We start from the raw sequence: 19,670 nt of genomic DNA on the forward strand, positions 1-19,670 counted from the left end.
GGGGACCGCGACGCCGCTCGCGGGGAGCCCCGCTCAGCGGGGGACGACGGCGCCGCGGAAGCGGAGCGTCTGGCCGGGGCGCAGCTGGCCGCAGCGGTCGACGTCGGCGTCCGCGACGTAGCCGATCACCGGGTAGCCGCCGGTCACCGGTGCGTCGGCGAGGAAGAGCACCGGCTGCCCGGACGGCGGCACCTGCAGCGCGCCGCGCACCATGCCCTCGCTGGCCAGCTCGCCGCTCCGCGACCGCTCCAGCGCGACGCCGGCGAGCCGCACGCCGATCCGGTTGCTCTCCCCGGTCACCTCCCACGCGGTCGCGGTGAGGGCGGTCGCGGCCCCGGAGGAGAACCAGTCGGCGCGCGGGCCGGGCAGCACGTGCACGGTCACCTCGCCGCCGGGCGGGTCGGGCACCGGCGCGAGGTCGACCCCCGGCATCGGCCCGGTGGGCTCCCCGACGGGCAGCACGTCACCGGTGGAGAGCACCGGCGGGCCCAGGCCGGAGAGCAGGTCGGTCGAGCGGCTGCCGAGCACCGGCTCGACGGCGATCCCGCCGCGGACGGCGACGTAGCTGCGCAGCCCCGTCGCCGGCAGGCCCAGCCGCAGCTCACGGCCGGCCCGCAGCAGCACCGGGGCGTTGTGCGCGTCCGAGCACCGGGCACCGGTCGTGACCACCACCAGGTCCGCGTCGGCGCGCAGCACCAGCCCGCCGAGGGTGGCCTCGAGCACGGCGGCGTCCGGGTCGTTGCCCACCAGCCGGTTGGCCAGCCGCATGGCCGCCCGGTCGCAGGCGCCCGAGCGGCCCACGCCGAGCGCGCCCTGCCCGGGCCGGCCGCCGTCCTGCACCGTGGTCAGCGGCCCGCTGGCCAGCACGGTCAGCGTGCGGTTCACGAGACGTCCACGAAGCGCACGCGGACGCCGGGTCGCAGCAGCGCCGCCGGGTCGCGGGTCACGTCGAAGACGGCGACGTCGGTGCGCCCGATGAGCTGCCAGCCGCCCGGGGACTCCCGCGGGTAGACGCCGCTGAACCCGCCCGCCAGCGCGACCGAGCCGGGCGGCACCTTCGTCCGCGGGCTGTCCCGGCGCGGGATGTCCCACGGCTCGCCGTCGGGGGTGAGGTAGCCGAAGCCGGGGGCGAAGCCGCAGAAGGCCACCGTCCACTCGGTGCCGGTGTGCCGGCGCACCACCTCGCCGGGGTCCGCGCCGAGGTGGGCGGCGACGTCGGCCAGGTCCGCGCCGTCGTAGGCCACCGGCAGCTCGACCCGCTCGCCGCCGGCGCGCCGTCCGGGGCGGGGCGTCGTGCGCCGCACCGCCCGCTCCACGGCCGCCAGGGTGGTCACCGCGGGATCGGTCACCAGCAGCACCGTGCGCGCCGCCGGGACGACGTCCACCACCCCGTCGACCGGCTCGGCCACCAGCGCGGCGTACAGGCCGAGGACCTCGTCGAGGCCGTCGAGCTCGAGCAGCAGCGCCGTCGACCCGCTGGGCAGGACGCGCATCAGGCCGCGAACGGGGCCAGCGCGACCCCGGCCGCGGTGAGCGCCTCCCGCACCTGCCGGGCGATCGCCACCGCACCCGGGGTGTCGCCGTGCACGCAGATCGACTCCGGCGCCAGCCGCAGCAGCCCGCCCTCGACGTCGGTGACCGGCTCGCCGGTGGCCATCGCGACGCAGCGGCGGGCGATCTCCTCGGCGTCGTGCAGCACCGCGCCGGGCAGCCGGCGGGAGACCAGGGTGCCCTGCGGCGTGTACTCGCGGTCGGCGAACGCCTCGGCGACCGTGGTCAGCCCCGCCTCGTCGGCCAGCCGCAGCCAGGCCGAGCCGGGCAGCCCCAGCACCGGCAGCTCGCGGTCGTACTCGACCACCGCCCGCACGACCGCCGCCGCCTGCTCCTCGTGCGCGACGATCGTGTTGTAGAGCGCGCCGTGCGGCTTCACGTAGCGCACCGTCGTGCCGGCCACCCGGGCGAAGGCCTCGAGCGCACCGATCTGGTACAGCACGTCGGCGGTCAGCTCGTCGGGCTCGACGTCGACGAAGCGGCGGCCGAACCCGGCCAGGTCGCGGTAGGCCACCTGCGCCCCGACGGCCACCCCGGCCTCCGCGGCCCGCGCGCACACCCGCCGCATGATCGAGGGGTCACCGGCGTGGAAGCCGCAGGCCACGTTGGCGCTGGTGACGACGTCGAGCAGCGCCTCGTCGTCCCCGAGCCGCCACTGGCCGAAGCCCTCGCCGAGGTCGGAGTTCAGGTCCATCCCGACAGCCTCCTCACGAGAACAGCGCGATGACCGGGCGGATGGAGTTGACCGCCAGGTAGATCGTCAGCAGCCACGCCGCCCAGCCGACGACGAGCAGCCAGCGCGGGTAGCGGTACCCGTGCATCAGGTCGGACCGGCGGGTGGCCACCCAGAGGATCACCGCGATCCCGATCGGCAGCAGCAGCCCGTTGAACGCGCCGGCGAACACCAGCAGCGTGGTCGGGGCGGCGCCGATCAGCAGGAAGGCCAGCGTGGTGACGGCGATGAAGCCGACCACCAGCAGCGTGCGGGTGCGGTCGCTGGTCCGGGTGCGCGACGTGACGAAGGAGATCGTCGTGTACGAGGCGCCGATGACGCTGGTGATGGCCGCGGCCCACAGCACGATGCCGAAGACCCGCAGGCCCACCTCGCCCGCGGCGCTCTGGAAGGCGTTGGCCGCCTGGTTCTCCGTGCCCAGGTCGGCGCCGCCGGCCACCACGCCGAGGATGGCGAGGAACAGGACGACCCGCATGATCCCGGTGATCACGATCCCGGTGACCGACCCGCGGGTGATGTCGCGGACGTGCTCCCGGCCGGTGACCCCGGAGTCGAGCAGCCGGTGGGCGCCGGCGTAGACGATGTACCCGCCGATCGTGCCGCCGACCAGCGTGGTGATCGCCAGGAAGGAGACCTCCTCGGGGAGGACGACGTTGCGCAGCGCCCGGCCCACCGGCGGGCCCGAGGTGATCGCGATGTAGGCGGTAAGGCAGATCATCAGCAGGCCGAGGACGACGACGATCCGGTCGACCGCGACCCCGGCCCGGCGGCTCAGGAAGATGCCGATGGCGATGAGGGCGGAGACCGCGCCGCCGATCCTGGGGTCCAGCCCGAGCATCGCGTCGAAGCCCAGGCCCGCGCCGGCGACGTTGCCGATGTTGAACACCAGCCCGCCGATGAGCAGGAAGGCGGCCATCACCCAGCCGAGTCCGGGCGCGACCAGGTTGCCCAGCTCCTGGGCCCGCCGGCCGCTGACGCCGATCACCCGCCACACGTTCAGCTGCAGCGCGATGTCGATGACGATCGAGACCGCGATGGCGAAGGCGAACGCCGCACCCAGCTGGACGGTGAACGTCGTCGTCTGGGTGATGAAGCCCGGGCCGATGGCCGAGGTCGCCATGAGGAACATGGCGCCCAGCAGCGTCGAGCGGGTGCCGGAGGCCATCCGGCTGCCGGTCGCGGCCGGGGCCGGGGTGTTCGGAAGCTCGGGCACGGGCGCTCCCCACGGGACACCGGTCAGGGGTGACGCCGCGACGCTAGGGCCGCCCCGTCACCCCCGCAACGGCGGGTGACGCCGGCCCCCCGCTCCAGGCCCCGTCCCGGGTCCCCCCTGAGCTCGCGAGGGGTGGGGAGGACGGGGTCCTCAGTCGGTGCCGGACTCCATCGCGGCGCGGTCGAGCAGCTCCTCGTCCTCGGGGACCGCGCCGCGGGAGGCGATCGCCTGCGCACCGCCCCGGTCCATCGCGCCGATCAGCCCGGTGGAGGCCGCCTGCGCGGCGCCGATCAGCTGCGGGTGCCCGCTGCCGACCATCCCCAGCGCCGCGTACTGCTCCAGCTTGGCGCGGGAGTCGGCGATGTCGAGGTTGCGCATGGTCAGCTGGCCGATCCGGTCCGAGGGGCCGAACGCGGAGTCCTCGGTGCGCTCCATCGACAGCTTGTCCGGGTGGTAGCTGAACGCCGGCCCGCTGGTGTCGAGGATCGAGTAGTCCTCGCCGCGCCGCAGCCGCAGCGTGACCTCGCCGGTGACCGCCGTCCCGACCCAGCGCTGCAGCGCCTCCCGCAGCATCAGCGCCTGGGGGTCCAGCCAGCGGCCCTCGTACATGAGCCGGCCCAGCCGGCGGCCCTCGCTGTGGTAGGTGGCCAGGGTGTCCTCGTTGTGGATGGCGTTGACCAGCCGCTCGTAGCCGGCGTGCAGCAGCGCCATCCCGGGTGCCTCGTAGATTCCCCGGCTCTTGGCCTCGATGACCCGGTTCTCGATCTGGTCGGACATGCCCAGCCCGTGCCGGCCGCCGATGGCGTTGGCCGTCAGCACCAGGTCGACGGCGGAGTCGAAGGTCTTGTCGTTGATCGTGACCGGCCGGCCCTGCTCGAAGCCGATCGTCACGTCCTCGGGCTCGATCTCGACCGCCGGGTCCCAGAACCGCACCCCCATGATCGGCTGGACGATCTCCACGCCGGTGTCGAGGTGCTCGAGCGCCTTGGCCTCGTGCGTGGCGCCCCAGATGTTGGCGTCGGTCGAGTAGGCCTTCTCGGTGCTGTCCCGGTAGGGCAGGCCGTGGGCCTCCAGCCACTCGGACATCTCCTTGCGGCCGCCGAGCTCGGTGACGAAGTCGGCGTCCAGCCACGGCTTGTAGATCCGCAGCGACGGGTTGGCCAGCAGGCCGTACCGGTAGAACCGCTCGATGTCGTTGCCCTTGAACGTCGAGCCGTCGCCCCAGATCTGGACGTCGTCCTCGAGCATGGCGCGGACCAGCAGCGTGCCGGTGACCGCGCGGCCGAGCGGGGTGGTGTTGAAGTAGCTGCGGCCGCCCGAGCGGATGTGGAACGCCCCGCAGGTCAGGGCCGCCAGGCCCTCCTCGACCAGCGCCGCCCGGGCGTCGACCAGCCGGGCGATCTCCGCGCCGTAGGCCGCGGCCCGGCCGGGCACCGAGCTGATGTCGGGCTCGTCGTACTGGCCGATGTCGGCCGTGTAGGTGCAGGGCACCGCGCCCTTGTCGCGCATCCACGCGACGGCCACCGAGGTGTCGAGACCACCGGAGAAGGCGATCCCGACGCGTTCGCCGACGGGCAGGGACGTGAGCACCTTGGACACGCGAAGAAGTATGCACGACCGTGAATGACCATGCGTCAGTGGGTCCGGGGCGCGTCGACCGGGCAGTCGTGGTCGCCGCGCATCGCGTGTCGGCGCGTGTCGGCGACCGCAACCGCCCACTCGACCCCGGGAGAGCGCCGGCGTCAGCCCCGGACGACGTCGTAGCGCACGCAGACGAACTCCCCGTTGACCGCCCACTCCGTCCGCGCCAGCTCGAGCCGGCGGGGCAGCAGCGGCGCCCCGCCGCCGAGCGTGACCGGCGCGATCGACACGACGACCTCGTCGAGCAGCCCCCGGTCGGCGAACTGGCCGGCCAGGTCGCCGCCGCCGACGATCCACACGTCCCGGTCGCCGGCGGCCGCCGCCATCTGCGCGTGCACCTCGGCCACGTCGGCCGAGGTGAACCGGACGTCGGCGTCCGGGGGCGCGGTCAGCTCCCGGTGGGTGAAGACCCAGGCCGGGACGGTGTAGGCCCACGCGCCGGGGTCGTGCTCCTGCACCCACTGGTAGGTCGTCGCGCCCATGGCCAGTGCGCCGATCCGCTTCTCGAACCCGGCGTAGCCCATCGGGCCGTCGGCGTCGGACTGCCGGGACAGCAGCCAGTCCAGCGACTGCCGCTCGTCGGCGAGAAAGCCGTCGAGGCTGGTGGCGGTGTAGTAGACGGTGCGGGTCATCGGTCCCTCCTCCTCATCGGTTCCGGCGGGTCAGCCAGTCGATCGGGTCCCCGGTGTCCACGGCCAGGCCGGCGTCCCGGAGCAGGTGGCGCACCAGCAGCCGGCGGTGCGCGGAGAACGTGAGGACGTGGGCGACGACGCTGCCGAGCACGAAGGTCTCCGGCGGCTCGCAGAGCGCGTCGACCAGCCGGTCGCCCCAGGCGCCGCGCCGCGCGACGTCCCGGACGGCGGCGAGCCAGCGGGGCGCCACGGCGTCGTGCCGGACCAGCAGGGCGGCCGGGTCGCCGGCACCGCGGTCGGGGTGCCCGGCGCCCTCGATCGAGGCGAGCCACACCTCCTTGGTCCACACCAGCGTGTCCAGGAGCGCGGCCACCGACTCCTCGGGCCCGGACCAGGGCAGCACCGACAGCCCGGGCAGCCGCGGCCGCCGCCACTCGTCGTCCGGCAGCTGCTTCGCCACCTCGAGCAGGGCGCGGGTGTCCTCGACGTCGTGGTGGACCAGCAGCGCGGTCACCTCGTCCGGCGAGCCCCGCCCGGCCTCGTCGGCGACCCACAGCGAGGTCGGCGGGTGGAAGTGGATGCCGTTGGGCGCGGGCAGCCAGTGCTCGTCCCGGGTGCGCGGACGGCCGTCGTCCGGGGTGCCGGGGGAGCGGCCGTAGGCGCGGGCGAAGGCGCGGGCGAAGCCCTCGACCGACTCGTACCCGGCGGCGAAGGCGGCGTCGGTGACGCTCGACCCCTCGCCCAGCTGCCACGCCGCCCGCTCCAGCAGCACCCGGCGGCGCAGCGCCACCGGCGGCTCCCCGGCGCCCCGGCTGACCTGCCGGGCGAAGTACCAGGGGCTGGCGTAGGCGTCGCCGGCCATGTCGGGCAGCGTGCGGTTGTCCTCGTCGAGGACGGCGTCGAGGAGCTCGCGGAGGCGGTCCCGCCCGGGGAGGGGGTCGTCGTCGGCCACGTCGGCGAGTCTGGCCGGGGACGGCGCCGCGGCGCCCGACCGTTCTTGCCCTCCTGCGCGCCCGCCGGGGAGAGCATGGGGCCATGACGTCCCCCGCCGAGGTCCGGTCCGCCTGCCGCGCGGGCCGCCAGGTCCCCACCTCCGGTCTGGCGCCGGGCTGCACCCAGGCCAACCTGGTCGTCCTGCCGCAGGAGTGGGCCTACGACTTCCTGCTGTTCGCCCAGCGCAACCCGCAGCCGGTGCCGCTGCTCGACGTCACCGACGCCGGCTCGCCGCGCACCGCGCTCGCCCCCGACGCCGACCTGCGCACCGACCTGCCGCGCTACCGGGTGTGGCGGGACGGCGAGCTCACGGACGAGCCGGCCGACGTGACCGACCTGTGGACCGACGACCTGGTCGCCTTCCTCATCGGCTGCAGCTTCAGCTTCGAGACCGCGCTGCTGGACGCCGGCGTCCCGGTCCGGAACATCGAACAGGGCCGCAACGTGTCGATGTACCGCACGAACCGGCCCTGCCGCCCCGCCGGCCGGCTGTCCGGACCGCTGGTGGTGACGATGCGGCCGGTCCCGGGCGAGCTGGTGACCACCGCCGTCCAGGTCACCGCCCGCATGCCGCAGGTGCACGGGGCGCCGGTGCACGTCGGGCCGCCGGAGTCCCTCGGCATCGCCGACCTCGCCCGCCCGGACTTCGGCGACCCGGTCGAGGCCGCCGACGGCGACGTCCCGGTGTTCTGGGCCTGCGGCGTCACCCCGCAGGCGGCGCTCATGGCCTCGCGGCCCCCGTTCGCGATCACCCACGCGCCGGGCCACATGTTCGTCACCGACGTCCCGGACGCCGCCTACCGCCTGCCCTGAGCCTGTCCTGCGCGCCCGACGGCGGGTGCGCGCCCCACCCGGGGGGACGGTGCGCGCAGGGCCCGTGCGGCGGTCGGCGAGGCGGTAGCTTCCTCGCCCTCGGAGGCCACCCGAGGGCCGACCAGGAGGGACGCCGATGTCCACTCGCCGCTCGATCTGCTTCTACACGCCGTCGACCGACCCCTCGGGGATGGGCGCGCACATGGTGGACCTGGTGGCGGAGTACGCGGGCACGGCCGACGTGGCCCTGATGATGAGACCGACGGTGGGCGGCCGGCGGCTGCTCGACCGCGCCGCCGGGCTCGGCGCCCGCACGGTGGAGCTGCCGTCCCCCCGCGACGCCCGGTTCGCCCGTGTCGTCTCCGACTTCCTCGCCGCCCACCCCGCCGACGTCTTCCACTGCCACGTCGGCACCGGGAGCGAGGACTGGGACGGCGTCCGCCTGGCCCGCCGCGCCGGGTGCCGGGTGGTCGTGCAGACCCAGCACCTGCCCTACCTGGTCTCCCACCCCCGCAAGCGCCGGGCCTACCACCACGCCATCGAGGAGGTCGACCGGCTGGTCGCCGTCTCCGAAGGGGTGCGCCGCACCTACTCCCGGATCGGCGTCCCCCCGGAGCGGATCACCACCGTGCCCAACGGGGTGGCCCCGCTCCGTGACCGGATCGGCCGGGACGCCGCCCGCGCCGCCCTCGGCCTGGCCCCCCGGCAGCCCGTCGTCCTCACGGTGGGCCGGCTGACCCACATGAAGGGCCAGTGCACCCTCGTCGACGCCGTTCCCGGCCTGCTCGCCCGGGTCCCCGACCTCGCCGTCGTCCTCCTCGGGGACGGCCCGCTGCGGGAGGCCCTGGAGAAGCGGGCGGCCGGGCTGGGCGTGGGCGGTGCGGTCCGGTTCCCCGGCCACCGGACCGACGCCCGCCGGCTGCTGGCCGCGGCCGACGTCTTCGTCCTGCCCTCCCGGCACGAGGGGATGCCGCTGGTGGCGCTGGAGGCCATGGAGGCCGGGCTCCCGGTGGTGGCCACCCGCGTCATCGGCAGCGCGGAGGTCGTCGAGGACGGCGTCACCGGCGCACTCGTGCGACCCGCGGACCCCGCCGCCCTCGCGACGGCCCTCGGCCTGCTGCTCGCCGACCCGGACCGCCGCCGCCGGCAGGGCGCCGCGGGCCGACGGCGCTACCTCGCGCACTTCACCCGGGCCCGGATGGCCCGCGACACCGCGGCGGTCTACGAGGCGGCGCTGCGCGGAGCCGGGCGGTGAGCGGCCTGCGGGTGGGCGTCGTGGGCACCGGGTCCATCGCCGGCCGGGCGGGCTCGACCGTCCGGCTCGCGGGCTGACGAGGGTTGCCGCCCGCGCGGTGCGGGCAGGACGCCGACATGACGACGAGGATCGGCCTGGTCGGGGCCGGGTTCATCGCCGGCCGGCACCTGGACGCGCTCACCGCCATCGAGGGCGTGCAGGTCGCCGGGGTCGCCGACCCGCGGGCCGACCGGGCCGAGGTGCTCGCCGCCCGCGCCGGGGCCGCCGCCTACGCGCACTGGTCGGACCTGCTCGACGTGGAGCGGCTGGACGCCCTCTACGTCTGCGTGCCGCCGCACGCGCACGGGGAGGTCGAGGAGGCGGCGGTCGAGCGCGGGCTGCCGGTGTTCGTGGAGAAGCCGCTGGCGGCGGACCTCGCCACCGCCGAGGCGCTGGCCGCCCGGATCGACGCCGCCGGCCTGCTCACCGCGGTCGGCTACCACTGGCGCTACCTCGACACCCTGGAGACCGCGCGGCAGCTGCTGGCCGAGGCGCCGGCCCGCCTGGTGCTCGGCGCGTGGCTGGACCGGGCGCCGCGGGCGGAGTGGTGGGCGCGGCAGGACGGCTCGGGCGGGCAGACCGTCGAGCAGGCCACCCATCTCTTCGACGTCGCGCGGGTGCTCGTCGGGGAGGTGGAGGGCGGCTGGGCCACCGGCTCGCGCTCGCCCGACGGCCCCGGCGACATCCTCGACGTCTGCACCGCCGCGCTGCGCTTCGAGGGCGGCGCGGTCGGGTCGTTCTCCAACAGCTGCCTGCTGCCGCGGGCCGCCCGGATCGGCGTCGAGCTGGTCGCCCCGGGCCTGGGCCTGTGGCTCACCGAGCACCTGATGGTCGTCACCGACGCCGACGGTGACCGTACGATCCACCGCGGCGTCGACCCGTTCGCCGCCGAGGACCGCGCGTTCGTCGCGGCCGTCCGCGGCGAGGGGGACGACGTCCGCACGTCCTACGCGGAGGCGCTGCGCACCCACCGGCTGGCGGTCGCGGTCGCCACCGCGGCGGCCGGCGGCGGCACGGTGCAGCTGTGAGCCGGCCGGTCCGCAGCATCGGCGTCGTGGCGCCGGGGGAGCCGGCGATCCTGGACCTCGAGGAGCCCGAGCCCGGCCCCGGCCAGGCGTGGGTGCGCACCGAGTGGAGCGGGGTGAGTGCCGGCACCGAGGTGGCGCTGGTCCGCGGCACGGACCCGCACCACCTGCTGCACTGGGACCCCGACCTGCGCTCCTTCGACGACGCCGGCCCGCCCGCCCCCTACCCGGTCACCGGGCTGGGTTACATGGAGGTCGGCCGGGTCACCGAGAGCCGCACCCCGTCGCTGGCCGAGGGGCAGCTCGTGGCCATGGCCTACGGGCACCGCACCGGGTTCTGCGCCGATCCGGCGGTCAAGCCGGTGATCCCGGTGCCCGACGACCTGGACGCGGTGCTCGGCGTCTACCTCGCCCAGATGGGCCCGATCTGCGTCAACGGGCTGCTGCACGCCGCGGCCGACGTGGCCGGGCCGGCCGCGGGCGTCGACGCCGGGGTGCGCGACCGGCACGTGCTGGTCACCGGCGCCGGCGTCATCGGGCTGCTGAGCGCGATGCTCGCCGTCCGGCACGGCGCCGCGGACGTCGTCGTCGCCGAGCCCTCCGCCGCGCGGCGCGCGGTCGCCGAGGCCCTGGACCTGACCACCCTCGCCGATGACGGGTCCGCGTGGCGCGCGGTCAAGGAGCGCTGGCGGCACGGACCGGGGGACGCCGGCGCCGACGTGGTCCTGCAGTGCCGCGGGCACGACGCGGCGCTGGCCACCGCCCTCAAGGCGCTGCGCCCGCAGGGCACCGTCGTCGACCTGGGCTTCTACCAGGCCGGCGCGGAGGCGGTGCGGCTCGGCGAGGAGTTCCACCACAACGGCCTGGCGGTGGTCTGCGCGCAGATCGGCCGGGTGCCGCGCGGCATGGCGGGCACCTGGCCGCGGACGGCGCTGGCGGAGGTCACCCTCGACCTGCTGCGCGCGCGGGGTCCCGAGATCCGCACCCACCTGGTCACCGACGTCCTGCCGTTCGAGGAGGGGCCGCGGCTGCTGGCCGACCTCGCCGGCCGCCGGCTGGCCGCGCCGCCGCTGCAGGCCGTGCTGCGGTTCTGACCCGTGCGGGTGCTGCTCGTCGGCAACCACTGGACCGACGGGCCCGGCGGTGCGGAGACGGTGCTGGTGCTCACCGCGGACCTGCTGCGCGCCGCCGGGCACGAGGTGGTGCCGTTCGCCGTCGCGGAGGAGCGGACCCTGCCGACGCCGGTGCGCTCCTCCCTGCCGGCGGCGGCGGGGGCCGGCGCGCGGACCCGGTTCGGCGAGGCGTGGGCGGGGGTGTGGTCACCGTCCGCCCACCGGGCGCTGGTGGAGGTGGTCGACGAGGTGCGGCCGGACGTCGCGCACGTGCACCACGTCTTCGAGCGGCTGACGCTCTCGGTGCTCGACGCGCTGCAGCGCCGCCGGGTCCCCACGGTGATGACGCTGCACGACTACAAGCCGGTCTGCCCGAACTACCGGTTGTTCACCGCAGGCGCCCCGTGCACCCGCTGCCTGTCCGGCGGCTACTGGCAGGTGGTGCGGCACCGCTGCCTGGAGGGCTCGCGGTGGCGGTCGGTGGCCGCGGCGGTGGACTCCTACGCCGCCCGGGGCCGCGGCGTCTACGACCGGGTGGACCGGTTCGTGGCGCCCAGCGCGTTCCTCCGCGACCGGGTGGTCGACGGCGGTCTGCCGGCCGAGCGGGTGGAGGTGCTGCCCAACCCGGTGGTCGCGGGAGCCCCTCGGCAGGCGCGGGCCGAGCCGCCCGTCGTGCTGTACGCCTCCCGGCTGGTGGCGGAGAAGGGCGTGGACACGCTGCTGGACGCCGCCGCGCGGCTGCCGGACGGGGTGCGGGTGCGGCTGGCCGGGTCCGGGCGGCTGGAGCGGGCGGTGCGGGCGCGGGCCGCCGCCGAGGGGCTGCCGGTCGACGTCCTGGGCCCGCTGCCGCCTGCGGAGGTCGCGGCGGAGCTGCGGGCCGCGGCGGTCGCCGTCCTGCCGGCGCTGTGGTGGGAGAACTGCCCGATGGCGGTGCTCGAGGCCGCCGCGCACGGCGTGCCGGTGGTCGCCTCCGCCGTGGGCGGCGTCCCCGAGCTGGTGGACGACGGCGCGACCGGCCTGCTGGTGCCGCCGGGGGACGCCGCCGCGCTGGCCGGCGCGCTGACCCGGCTGCTGGCCGACCCCGCGGAGGCCGACCGTCTCGGCCGGGCCGGATGGGCCCGCGTGCGGTCCCGGCACGACCCCGCCGGCCACGTCGCGGCCCTGCAGCAGCTGTACCGGCGTGTCGCGTGGTGAGTCGTTCCGGACTCCCTTGTGCCGCAACAGGGCTTGACGGATCCTGCCGTCATCGCCGCTGACGCCGGGTGGGCCGGGCTGCTGCGGCGGCTCGGAGAGTGGGTCGTCATGAAGTGGGCGATCATCGCTGTGCTCGGCTTCGGGTTGGAGATCGCACTGGTCATCGCGATGGCGCGGAGCAACACCGCGCGGTGGGAGCGAGACCACCGGGCCGCCCGGGCGGCCATCAGGGCGCGCGAGGAGGCGGGGCTGCGGATCCGGGCGGCGGCGCTCGTGGCCCAGCACGTGCCGCACGCACACCTGGCGCACCTGCCGCACGTCCACCTGCCGCCGTGGGCCGTCGACCGGCTCTCGCACGCCCGCGGCACCCTGCACCGCCCGCACCTGCACCTGCCGCGCTTCACCCGGCGGCGCCCGGACGAGCCGGTGCCCGCGCCCGAGCCCTCGCCGGACGACGCCACCAGGGCCGGGAAGCCGTCCTCGGAGTAGCCCGCGCCGGCGGGACCGCGGACCCGCCGCAGGTCGGGGCGCCGGTGCTGCAGACTCCCCGGCGGACGCCGGACGAGGAGGTGGGCGGTGACGCCCGAGGACGACCGCACCGAGGCCCCGCTGATCGGGGGCGAGGTCCCGCTGCTGACCGGGTTCCTCGAGCACCAGCGGCAGACGCTCGCCTGGAAGTGCACCGGGCTGACGCCTCGGCAGCTGGCGACCCGCGCCGTCCCCACCTCGGACCTCACCCTCCTCGGCATGGTGCGCCACCTAGCGGCGGTGGAGACCGGCTGGCTGGTCCGCTTCGGCGGGCTGCCGGACGACCTCTGGCCCGACGTCGTCCGGGACCGCGACGAGCAGTTCCGCGTCGACCCCGCGACCGTCACCCAGGAGGACGTCGACGCGGCCTGGGCGACGTGGCACGCCGTGGGTGACGCGGTCGGCACGGTGGTCGACCGGCTCCCGCTGGACACCGCGGACCGGCCGTGGGGCCGGGACGACGAGTTCTCGCTGCGCTGGATCCTGCTGCACCTGGTCGAGGAGTACGCGCGGCACAACGGCCACGCCGACCTGCTCCGCGAGGCCACCGACGGCGCCACCGGCGAGTAGCCGCGAGCTCGCTACGCGGGGAAGGGGAGGAGCGGCGGCGCCTCGGCGCGGGGGTGGCCCCGCGGTCCCTGCGCCGCCCGCTCCGCGCACCGGGCGGCCCGCCGCGCCGCCTCCTGCCGGTCGGCCGCGCGCCGGGTGTGCAGCGCCCGGGCCTCCTCGGCGCCGGGTGCCTCGAAGCCGTCGGCGGTGAGGCGGCAGGCACCGAGCCGGACCCAGCGGCTCCCGCCCTCGACGTCCCGGACCCCGACGAGGAGCCCCGTGTTGTGCCGCCGCACCGCGTACGCGACGCCCCGGACGGCGAGCTCGGTGTCCCCGGCCGACTCGGCCCCGGGACCGTAGAACCAGGTCACGTGCCGGACCCGCCGGCGGTACCGGTCGTCGCGCTCCCGCCAGGCGGTGTCCGGCAGCGGCGCGAGCTGCACCACCACGGCGGCGCTGACCTCGGGGACGACGACGTGCAGGCCGCCGTCGCCGGGGACCTCCTCGAGCCGCGGCCGGAGCCCCTGCGCGGCGAGCCATGCCCCCAGCGCGCGTCGGTGACGGAGGTGCTCGTACGCCGGCCCGGCGTCGGACCCGGCGAAGGCGCAGCGCACCTCGGCGGGGTGGCGGAAGTGCGGCCGGGCGCCGGCGCGGACCTCCAGGGACAGCCGGCTGCCGCAGCCACCGGCCTCCCGCGAACACCAGAAGCCGCGGCCGCGGTGGAGGCCGAGCACGCGGGCCGCCGTCCCGTCCTCGGGCAGCGCGACGGCGGCCGTGCCCGCCGGCCCGTCCGTCACCGCCCACCGCAGCTCGATCGACACGCCGGGACGGTAGGCCGGGGGTCCGACAGGACCGAGCCCCACAGGATCAGCGGGCGACCGAGCGGAACAGCTCCAGCACCCGGTCGGCGTGCGCGTCGAAGGTGTGCTGCTCGCGCACGGCGAGGGCCGCGGCCGCACCCTGCCGGGTGGTCCGCTCCTCGGCGAGGAGGCCGGTCACGTCCTCGACGGATCGGTACAGCAGCCCGGTGCCGTCGCGGCGCAGCACCCGCTCCACCGACACCAGCGACCCGGGGTTGGCCTGCTGCAGCAGCGGCAGCCCGGCGGCGAGGTAGACCGGCAGCCGGGCGGGGGAGTTGAGGTCGTCCCAGGTCGCCCGGCGCAGGTCCCCGCCGTTGGCGCTGTCGAAGCGGTGCAGCCACCCGGCGTCGTACCGGGACAGCTCGCGCACCCACCCCTCCGGCCCGACCGGCGGGTGCAGGTGCACGAACCCCGGCGCGGCGGCGAGCGCGGCGTCCAGCCAGCCGGTCCACGACCCCTTCGGCCCGGGCGCCCGCACCTGCCCGTACAGGTGGGTGTGCACGCCGCGGGCCGCCAGCCCGAGGACCCAGTCGAGGTCCAGCCCGGACGGCCGGCCGGCGACGACGGTGTGCGGCTGACCATCGGCGTCCGACAGCTTCGGCGACATCGGTGCGTCGAGCCAGTCGCGCTTGGGCAGGTCGCCGTCCAGCACGCCGAGCCGGGCGGGGTCGACCCGGCCGGACAGCGCCAGGGCGAACCAGTCGCGCTCCTCGTCGGTGGCGAACAGCGAGGCGTCGGCGCGGGACACCAGCTCGGCCAGCAGCGGCCACTCGCCGCGGACGGTGCTGCGCTGCGGTGCCTCCTTGAACGTCCAGACGAACGGCAGCTCGGGGAAGGCCGACTGCACTTCGCGCGCGAAAGGCACCGCCCGCCAGTTCAGCTGCGCCCAGACGACGTCGGGGTCCAGCGACCGCACCTCGTCCCGCCAGCGGTCGGGGGAGAGGTCGGGGACGTGCCCGAACGGCAGCGGCCCCACGGTGGCGTCGCCGAGGCCGTCGGCCGTCCAGAGCCCGGTCAGCCGGGTGCCGCGCTCGGCCAGCGCCAGCACCCGCTCCGGGTTGAGCGCCAGCTCGCCGACCACCAGCACGGAGAGCCCGTCGGCCGGGTACTGGCGGGACCGGAACCGGGCGTAGCGGGCCACCTCGTCGACGGACCCGCCGTCGGTGGAGGCGAAGCGCAGCGGCTCGCGCACCCGGTAGCGGCTGCGGAAGACGTTCAGCCCGCCGTCCCGCGACTCGCGCAGCGCCGCCGACCGCTGGGCCGGGTGCCGGGTCCAGGAGCAGGTGACCCGGCCGGTGTCCGCCGTCCGCCCGCGCAGCCGGTCCCACAGCAGCCGGCCGAGGTCGTCGCTCTCCAGCTCCGCCCGCTCGGTCCAGCGGTCGCCCGTGACCCGGTGCGCCACCTGCACCAGCTGCGCGTACGGGGTGTCCGACGGCTCGGCCAGCCCGGACCGGGCCAGGACGACGTCCGGGTCGGCGAGGCACCCCAGCAGCGCGGCGAGGTGGTCGGGGGACCAGACGTCGTCGGCCGGCAGGTAGGCGACCAGCGGGGTGGCCAGCGCGTCGAGCCCGGTGTTGAGCGTCGCGCCGAGCCCGCGGTTGTCCGGCGAGCGCACGAGCCGTACCCGGGGATCACCCAGCGCGGAGACCACGGCGACGACCGGCGCGGGGTCCGGCGAGCCGTCGTCGAGCACGAGCGCGGTCCACTCGGCGCGGGACTGCGCGAGCAGGCCCTCCAGCGCCCGCGGCAGGAACGCCGCCTGGTCGTACACGGGCACGAGCACGCCGACCGCGGTCACGGGTCCTCGCTGGGGCTCGTCGGCCACGTGCCCGGCGGTGCTGTACCCCTGCGTGACCTCGCGAGCTCCGTCACGCCGCGACCTCCAGCGCGACCCCCTCCCGCACCCGCGCGTAGACCGCCGCCACCCGCGCGGCCAGCCGCGGCCAGGCGTAGTCGCCGGCCCGGGCCCGCGCCCCCGCCGACAGCCGCGCCCGCAGGCCGGGGTCGGCGACCAGCCGGTCCAGCGCCGCGGCCAGCGCGTCGACGTCCCCGGGCGGCAAGAGCAGGCCGGTGACCCCGTGCCGCACCACCTCGGGGATGCCGCCGACGTCGCTGGCCACCACCGGCAGGCCCGAGGCCAGGGCCTCGGTCAGCACCGAGCCCATCTCCTCGTAGGCCGAGGGCAGCACCAGGACGTCGAGGGAGGCCAGCACGGCCGGGACGGCGGTGTGCTCGACGAAGCCGGTGAGGTGGACCCGCGGGAGGCCGGCCGCCAGCGCGTGCACCCGCTCCCGGTCCGGCCCGTCGCCCACCACGACCAGCGACGCCGGCCCGCGCAGCCGGCCGAACGCCTCGACCAGGAGGTCGGCCCGCTTCTGCGGCGCCAGCCGGCCGACGTAGCCGATCCGCGGGCGGGCGACCCCGGGGAACGCGTCCGGCAGGTGCCCGGCGAACAGGCACGGGTCGAAGCCCGACGGGACGGTGCTGATCCGCTCGGCCGGCACCCCGTCGGCCGCCAGCGCGGCCGCCGTCCGGTCGGTGAGGACGACGACCGCGTCGGCCCGCCGCAGCGCCGAGCGCTCGATCGCCCCGCCGAGCGCCCGCAGCAGCCAGGTGCGCGGGCCCCGGCCGGTCAGCGTGTGACCGACGCTGCAGTGCACCGTGACCACCAGCGGGCAGCGGTGCCGTCGCGCGGCGAGGCGGGCCAGCGGCAGGGTGGCGAGGTCCTCGCCCTGGTGGGCGTGCACGACGTCGACCGGCCGGGTGGGGCGCCGCAGGACGACGCGCAGCGCGTCCAGCGCCCACAGCTGGCGCAGCCGCGGCACCGGCAGCCCGGTGCGGTGGACGACGGCCGAGCGGCCCATCGGCTCCGCGCCGCGCCGTCCGGCCAGCCGCGAGGTGACCACCGTCTGCGCGTGCGCCGCGGCGTCGAGGCAGCGGGTCAGCGTGGCGGTGTGGTTCTGCATGCCGCCGATCGGGTCGTACCGCGCGGCCCGCCCGTCCACGCGCACCGGTTCGAACACGCTGCACAGCCGCAGCACGTGGACGGGGGGCACGGGACCTCCGGGTGGACCGACTCCAGCGACATCGGCAGGACCCGCAGTGAAGCAGAGTTGCGGCGCCGTCGCCGCCGGGGAGGATGCCCCGGGTGACCGCCCTCCTCACCGACCCGGCGGTGCGCCGGGTGGCCCTCGTGCGCCTGCGCCTGGGCCTGGGCGACCTGCTCTGCTCGTTGCCCGCGCTGCGCCGGCTGCGCGCCGCCCGGCCCGATCTGGCGGTCACCCTGGTCACCTGGCCGGAGACCGCGCCGGTGGTCGAGCGGATGGCGGACGCCGTCGACGAGCTGCTGCCCTTCCCCGGGGCGGACGACGTCCCCGACCGGCCGCCCGGCCGCGCGCCGGACCCGGCGTCCTGGGCGGCGTTCACCGCCGCGGCGGCGGAGCGCCGGTTCGACCTGGCGCTGCAGGTGTACGGCGACCGGGCGGCCGCCAACCGGGTCACCGCGGCTCTCGGCGCCCGGCGCGTGGGCGGTTTCGCGCCCACCGGCTGGGACCCGCCTCCAGGCACGGAGCCCCTGCACCTGCGCTATCCGGTGCACCTGCACGAGGCCGAGCGGCACACCCGGCTGTTCGAGCACCTCGGACTGCCCCCGGGCGGCCCGCCCGGCATGGCGTTCCCGCTGACGGCCGCCGACGAGGCCGAGCACGCGGCGACGCTGTCCCGCGCCGGCCTGGTGCCCGGCGGCTACGCGGTCCTGCACCCCGGCGCCTCGTCACCCACCCGCAGGTGGCCCGCCGGGCGGTACGCCGCGGTGGGTGACGCGCTGGTCGCCGACGGGCTGGCCGTCGTCGTCACCGGCGGGCCGGGGGAGCGAGCGGTCGGCGCGGCCGTGGCGGCGGCCATGCGCGCCCCGGTGGTCAACCTGACCGGCGCCACGAGCCTCGGTGGGCTGGCCGCGCTGCTGCGCGACGCCGCGGTGCTGGTCGGCAACGACACCGGCTCGGCGCACCTGGCCGCGGCCGTCGGCGCCCGCAGTGTCACCGTCTTCCTGCCCGGCGACCCGGTGCGGTGGGCCCACCGCGGGCCGCGGCACCGCGCGCTGGTCGCCGACGTCCCGTGCGCGCCCTGCCCGCACCTCATCTGCCCGATCGACTTCCGCTGCGCCGACTCGGTGCGGCCCGGGGACGTGCTCGCCGCCGCCCGCGAACTCGTTCCCGGCGATCCCCGCGGGGACCGCCGGGAGGGGGCCGCGTGAACCGGGTCTCGCTGGTCTGCGACTCCGAGAACTGGGGTGGCGCGGAGGTCTACCTGACCCACCTCCTGCGCCGGGCCGCCGGGCTGGGCTGGACGGCGTCCCTGGTCTGCGCCGAGCCGCTCGCCGACCGGTTCGGCCCGTTCGTGCCGCCCGGCCGGCTCGCCGTCGTCCCCCTGGCCCGGCACCGCGGTGCCGCCCCGGTGGTGCGGACCGCGCTGGCCGCGCAGCGCCCGGACGCCGTGCTGGTCAACCTCGTCGACCCCGGGTCGAACGCGGCGGCGGTGGCGGCGGCGCTCGCAGTGGCGCCCACGGTCGGCGTCCTGCACCTGCCGGGTGACACGCGCGCGGGGGAGGGGCGGGCGCACCTGGCCGGGCTCTACGGCGCGATGGCCGCCGTCCTCACCCCGGCCGCCGGCGCCCGCGACCAGTTGGTCGCCGACCTCCGGGTGCGGGCCGACCGGGTGCACGTCGTCCCGAACGGGGTCGACCTGCCCGACGACCCGTCCGGTCCGGCGGGCAACGCGGTGCCGCGGGTCGGCGCGCTGGGCCGGCTGACCGCGCAGAAGGGGTTCGACCTGCTGCTGGACGCCGTCCGGTCGCTGGTCCGCGAGGGCGTGCCGCTGGAGGTGGTGGTCGGCGGCGAGGGGCGGGACGGCGACCGGCTGCGCGCCGCGGCCGCGGACCTGCCGGTCACCTTCTGCGGCTTCGTCGACGACGTCCGCGGCTTCCTCGCCGGGCTGGACGTCTTCTGCCTGTCCTCCCGCCGCGAGGCGCTGCCCCTGGTGCTGCTGGAGGCCATGGCCGAGGGTCTGCCGTGCGTGGCCACCGACGTGGGGGACGTCGCGGTCGCGGTCGGCCCCGACGCCGTCGTCGTCCCGCCGGAGGACGCCGGTGCGCTGGCCGCGGCGCTCGCCGGGCTGCTGGCGGACCCGGCGGCGCGGGTCGACCTCGGCCGGCGGGCGCGGGCCCGGGCTGCCGCCGACTTCGACGCGGGGCTCATGGCCCGCCGCACCCTCGACGTCCTCGCCCGCGCGGCGGGTGTGCGCGCTCCCGCCGCGGGGAACCGCACCCCCATGAGCAAGAAGACCAACCAGCAGGAGCAGCAGGCCGCCGCGCGCCAGGCGAAGAAGGAGGGGATGTCGCCCAGCGAGGCCGGGGTGACCACCGGCGCATCCAAGCAGATGCGGCACGTCAGCAAGGGCGACGACCGGCACGAGAACTCGAGCGCGCAGGGCAAGAGCAAGACCTGATCCTCAGGTTCAGCCGAGACCGAGCGC

At 76.9% G+C, this 19,670-nt stretch carries 19 protein-coding genes; 9 read left to right on the plus strand and 10 right to left on the minus strand.

What is annotated here, in order from left to right; translation table 11 throughout:
- Nucleotides 1-33: 33 nt before the first annotated feature.
- The 7 genes from ACI78Z_RS09520 to ACI78Z_RS09550 all read right to left on the minus strand — a co-directional run bounded on the left by ACI78Z_RS09520 (nt 34) and on the right by ACI78Z_RS09550 (nt 6,722).
- Complete coding sequence (locus ACI78Z_RS09520) at nt 34-885, minus strand: 5-oxoprolinase subunit C family protein (RefSeq protein WP_457036287.1); 852 nt, start codon at nt 883-885, stop codon at nt 34-36.
- Nucleotides 882-1,493, minus strand: a complete 612-nt coding sequence (locus ACI78Z_RS09525) for a 5-oxoprolinase subunit B family protein (RefSeq protein WP_457036288.1) — start codon at nt 1,491-1,493, stop codon at nt 882-884. The genes ACI78Z_RS09520 and ACI78Z_RS09525 overlap by 4 nt, the downstream gene beginning before the upstream one ends.
- Nucleotides 1,493-2,245: a LamB/YcsF family protein gene (locus ACI78Z_RS09530; protein WP_457036289.1), complete on the minus strand. Its 753-nt coding sequence runs from the start codon at nt 2,243-2,245 to the stop codon at nt 1,493-1,495. The genes ACI78Z_RS09525 and ACI78Z_RS09530 overlap by 1 nt, the downstream gene beginning before the upstream one ends.
- Before the next feature lie 13 nt (nt 2,246-2,258).
- Nucleotides 2,259-3,497, minus strand: coding sequence for an NRAMP family divalent metal transporter (locus ACI78Z_RS09535; RefSeq protein WP_457036290.1), 1,239 nt, complete (start codon nt 3,495-3,497; stop codon nt 2,259-2,261).
- A 150-nt stretch (nt 3,498-3,647) separates the two neighbouring features.
- On the minus strand, nt 3,648-5,096 hold the full coding sequence (gene argG / locus ACI78Z_RS09540; RefSeq protein ID WP_457036291.1) for an argininosuccinate synthase: 1,449 nt from the start codon (nt 5,094-5,096) through the stop codon (nt 3,648-3,650).
- Between the two features lie 143 nt (nt 5,097-5,239).
- The gene (locus ACI78Z_RS09545; RefSeq protein ID WP_457036292.1) at nt 5,240-5,770 is read right to left on the minus strand and encodes a dihydrofolate reductase family protein; all 531 of its coding nucleotides are present in this window, start codon (nt 5,768-5,770) and stop codon (nt 5,240-5,242) included.
- A 13-nt stretch (nt 5,771-5,783) separates the two neighbouring features.
- Entirely contained in the window at nt 5,784-6,722 is a 939-nt protein-coding gene (locus ACI78Z_RS09550; RefSeq protein ID WP_457036293.1) for a helix-turn-helix domain-containing protein, read from the minus strand.
- Nucleotides 6,723-6,805: 83 nt separating this feature from the next.
- Here ACI78Z_RS09550 and ACI78Z_RS09555 point away from each other — a divergent pair, with 83 nt between their 5' ends.
- The 7 genes from ACI78Z_RS09555 to ACI78Z_RS09585 all read left to right on the plus strand — a co-directional run bounded on the left by ACI78Z_RS09555 (nt 6,806) and on the right by ACI78Z_RS09585 (nt 13,299).
- On the plus strand, nt 6,806-7,576 hold the full coding sequence (locus ACI78Z_RS09555; protein ID WP_457036294.1) for a putative hydro-lyase: 771 nt from the start codon (nt 6,806-6,808) through the stop codon (nt 7,574-7,576).
- 136 nt (nt 7,577-7,712) lie between these two features.
- Nucleotides 7,713-8,831: a glycosyltransferase gene (locus ACI78Z_RS09560; protein ID WP_457036295.1), complete on the plus strand. Its 1,119-nt coding sequence runs from the start codon at nt 7,713-7,715 to the stop codon at nt 8,829-8,831.
- 116 nt (nt 8,832-8,947) lie between these two features.
- Nucleotides 8,948-9,898, plus strand: a complete 951-nt coding sequence (locus ACI78Z_RS09565) for a Gfo/Idh/MocA family protein (protein ID WP_457036296.1) — start codon at nt 8,948-8,950, stop codon at nt 9,896-9,898.
- On the plus strand, nt 9,895-10,989 hold the full coding sequence (locus tag ACI78Z_RS09570; RefSeq protein ID WP_457036297.1) for a zinc-binding dehydrogenase: 1,095 nt from the start codon (nt 9,895-9,897) through the stop codon (nt 10,987-10,989). Before ACI78Z_RS09565 ends, ACI78Z_RS09570 begins: the two co-directional genes overlap by 4 nt.
- A gap of 3 nt (nt 10,990-10,992) precedes the next feature.
- Nucleotides 10,993-12,201, plus strand: a complete 1,209-nt coding sequence (locus ACI78Z_RS09575) for a glycosyltransferase (protein ID WP_457036298.1) — start codon at nt 10,993-10,995, stop codon at nt 12,199-12,201.
- Nucleotides 12,202-12,234: 33 nt separating this feature from the next.
- On the plus strand, nt 12,235-12,690 hold the full coding sequence (locus tag ACI78Z_RS09580; RefSeq protein WP_457036299.1) for a hypothetical protein: 456 nt from the start codon (nt 12,235-12,237) through the stop codon (nt 12,688-12,690).
- An 87-nt stretch (nt 12,691-12,777) separates the two neighbouring features.
- Nucleotides 12,778-13,299, plus strand: coding sequence for a DinB family protein (locus ACI78Z_RS09585; protein WP_457036300.1), 522 nt, complete (start codon nt 12,778-12,780; stop codon nt 13,297-13,299).
- Between the two features lie 11 nt (nt 13,300-13,310).
- Here the strand turns inward: ACI78Z_RS09585 and ACI78Z_RS09590 are convergent, their stop codons facing one another.
- From ACI78Z_RS09590 to ACI78Z_RS09600, 3 genes are all read right to left on the minus strand, one after another.
- Nucleotides 13,311-14,099, minus strand: a complete 789-nt coding sequence (locus tag ACI78Z_RS09590) for a hypothetical protein (RefSeq protein WP_457036301.1) — start codon at nt 14,097-14,099, stop codon at nt 13,311-13,313.
- Nucleotides 14,100-14,145: 46 nt separating this feature from the next.
- Complete coding sequence (locus ACI78Z_RS09595; RefSeq protein WP_457036302.1) at nt 14,146-15,936, minus strand: glycosyltransferase family 2 protein; 1,791 nt, start codon at nt 15,934-15,936, stop codon at nt 14,146-14,148.
- A 70-nt stretch (nt 15,937-16,006) separates the two neighbouring features.
- A complete protein-coding gene (locus ACI78Z_RS09600; protein ID WP_457036303.1) occupies nt 16,007-17,194 on the minus strand; it encodes a glycosyltransferase family 4 protein in 1,188 nt (395 codons plus the stop codon).
- A gap of 83 nt (nt 17,195-17,277) precedes the next feature.
- Here ACI78Z_RS09600 and ACI78Z_RS09605 point away from each other — a divergent pair, with 83 nt between their 5' ends.
- Both ACI78Z_RS09605 and ACI78Z_RS09610 read left to right on the plus strand, forming a co-directional pair.
- The gene (locus ACI78Z_RS09605; RefSeq protein WP_457036304.1) at nt 17,278-18,393 is read left to right on the plus strand and encodes a glycosyltransferase family 9 protein; all 1,116 of its coding nucleotides are present in this window, start codon (nt 17,278-17,280) and stop codon (nt 18,391-18,393) included.
- Nucleotides 18,390-19,643, plus strand: a complete 1,254-nt coding sequence (locus tag ACI78Z_RS09610) for a glycosyltransferase (protein ID WP_457036305.1) — start codon at nt 18,390-18,392, stop codon at nt 19,641-19,643. The genes ACI78Z_RS09605 and ACI78Z_RS09610 overlap by 4 nt, the downstream gene beginning before the upstream one ends.
- Nucleotides 19,644-19,670 lie beyond the last annotated feature (27 nt).

The organism is Geodermatophilus sp. SYSU D01176 (assembly GCF_054050015.1).

What these genes read in the sequence shown, in the direction of transcription:
- ACI78Z_RS09545 (WP_457036292.1), bottom strand. Translation starts at nt 5,770, where the DNA reads ATGACCCGCACCGTCTACTACACCGCCACCAGCCTCGACGGCTTTCTC.
- ACI78Z_RS09565 (WP_457036296.1), top strand. Translation starts at nt 8,948, where the DNA reads ATGACGACGAGGATCGGCCTGGTCGGGGCCGGGTTCATCGCCGGCCGG.
- ACI78Z_RS09530 (WP_457036289.1), bottom strand. Translation starts at nt 2,245, where the DNA reads ATGGACCTGAACTCCGACCTCGGCGAGGGCTTCGGCCAGTGGCGGCTC.
- ACI78Z_RS09525 (WP_457036288.1), bottom strand. Translation starts at nt 1,493, where the DNA reads ATGCGCGTCCTGCCCAGCGGGTCGACGGCGCTGCTGCTCGAGCTCGAC.
- ACI78Z_RS09560 (WP_457036295.1), top strand. Translation starts at nt 7,713, where the DNA reads ATGTCCACTCGCCGCTCGATCTGCTTCTACACGCCGTCGACCGACCCC.
- ACI78Z_RS09555 (WP_457036294.1), top strand. Translation starts at nt 6,806, where the DNA reads ATGACGTCCCCCGCCGAGGTCCGGTCCGCCTGCCGCGCGGGCCGCCAG.
- ACI78Z_RS09605 (WP_457036304.1), top strand. Translation starts at nt 17,278, where the DNA reads ATGCCCCGGGTGACCGCCCTCCTCACCGACCCGGCGGTGCGCCGGGTG.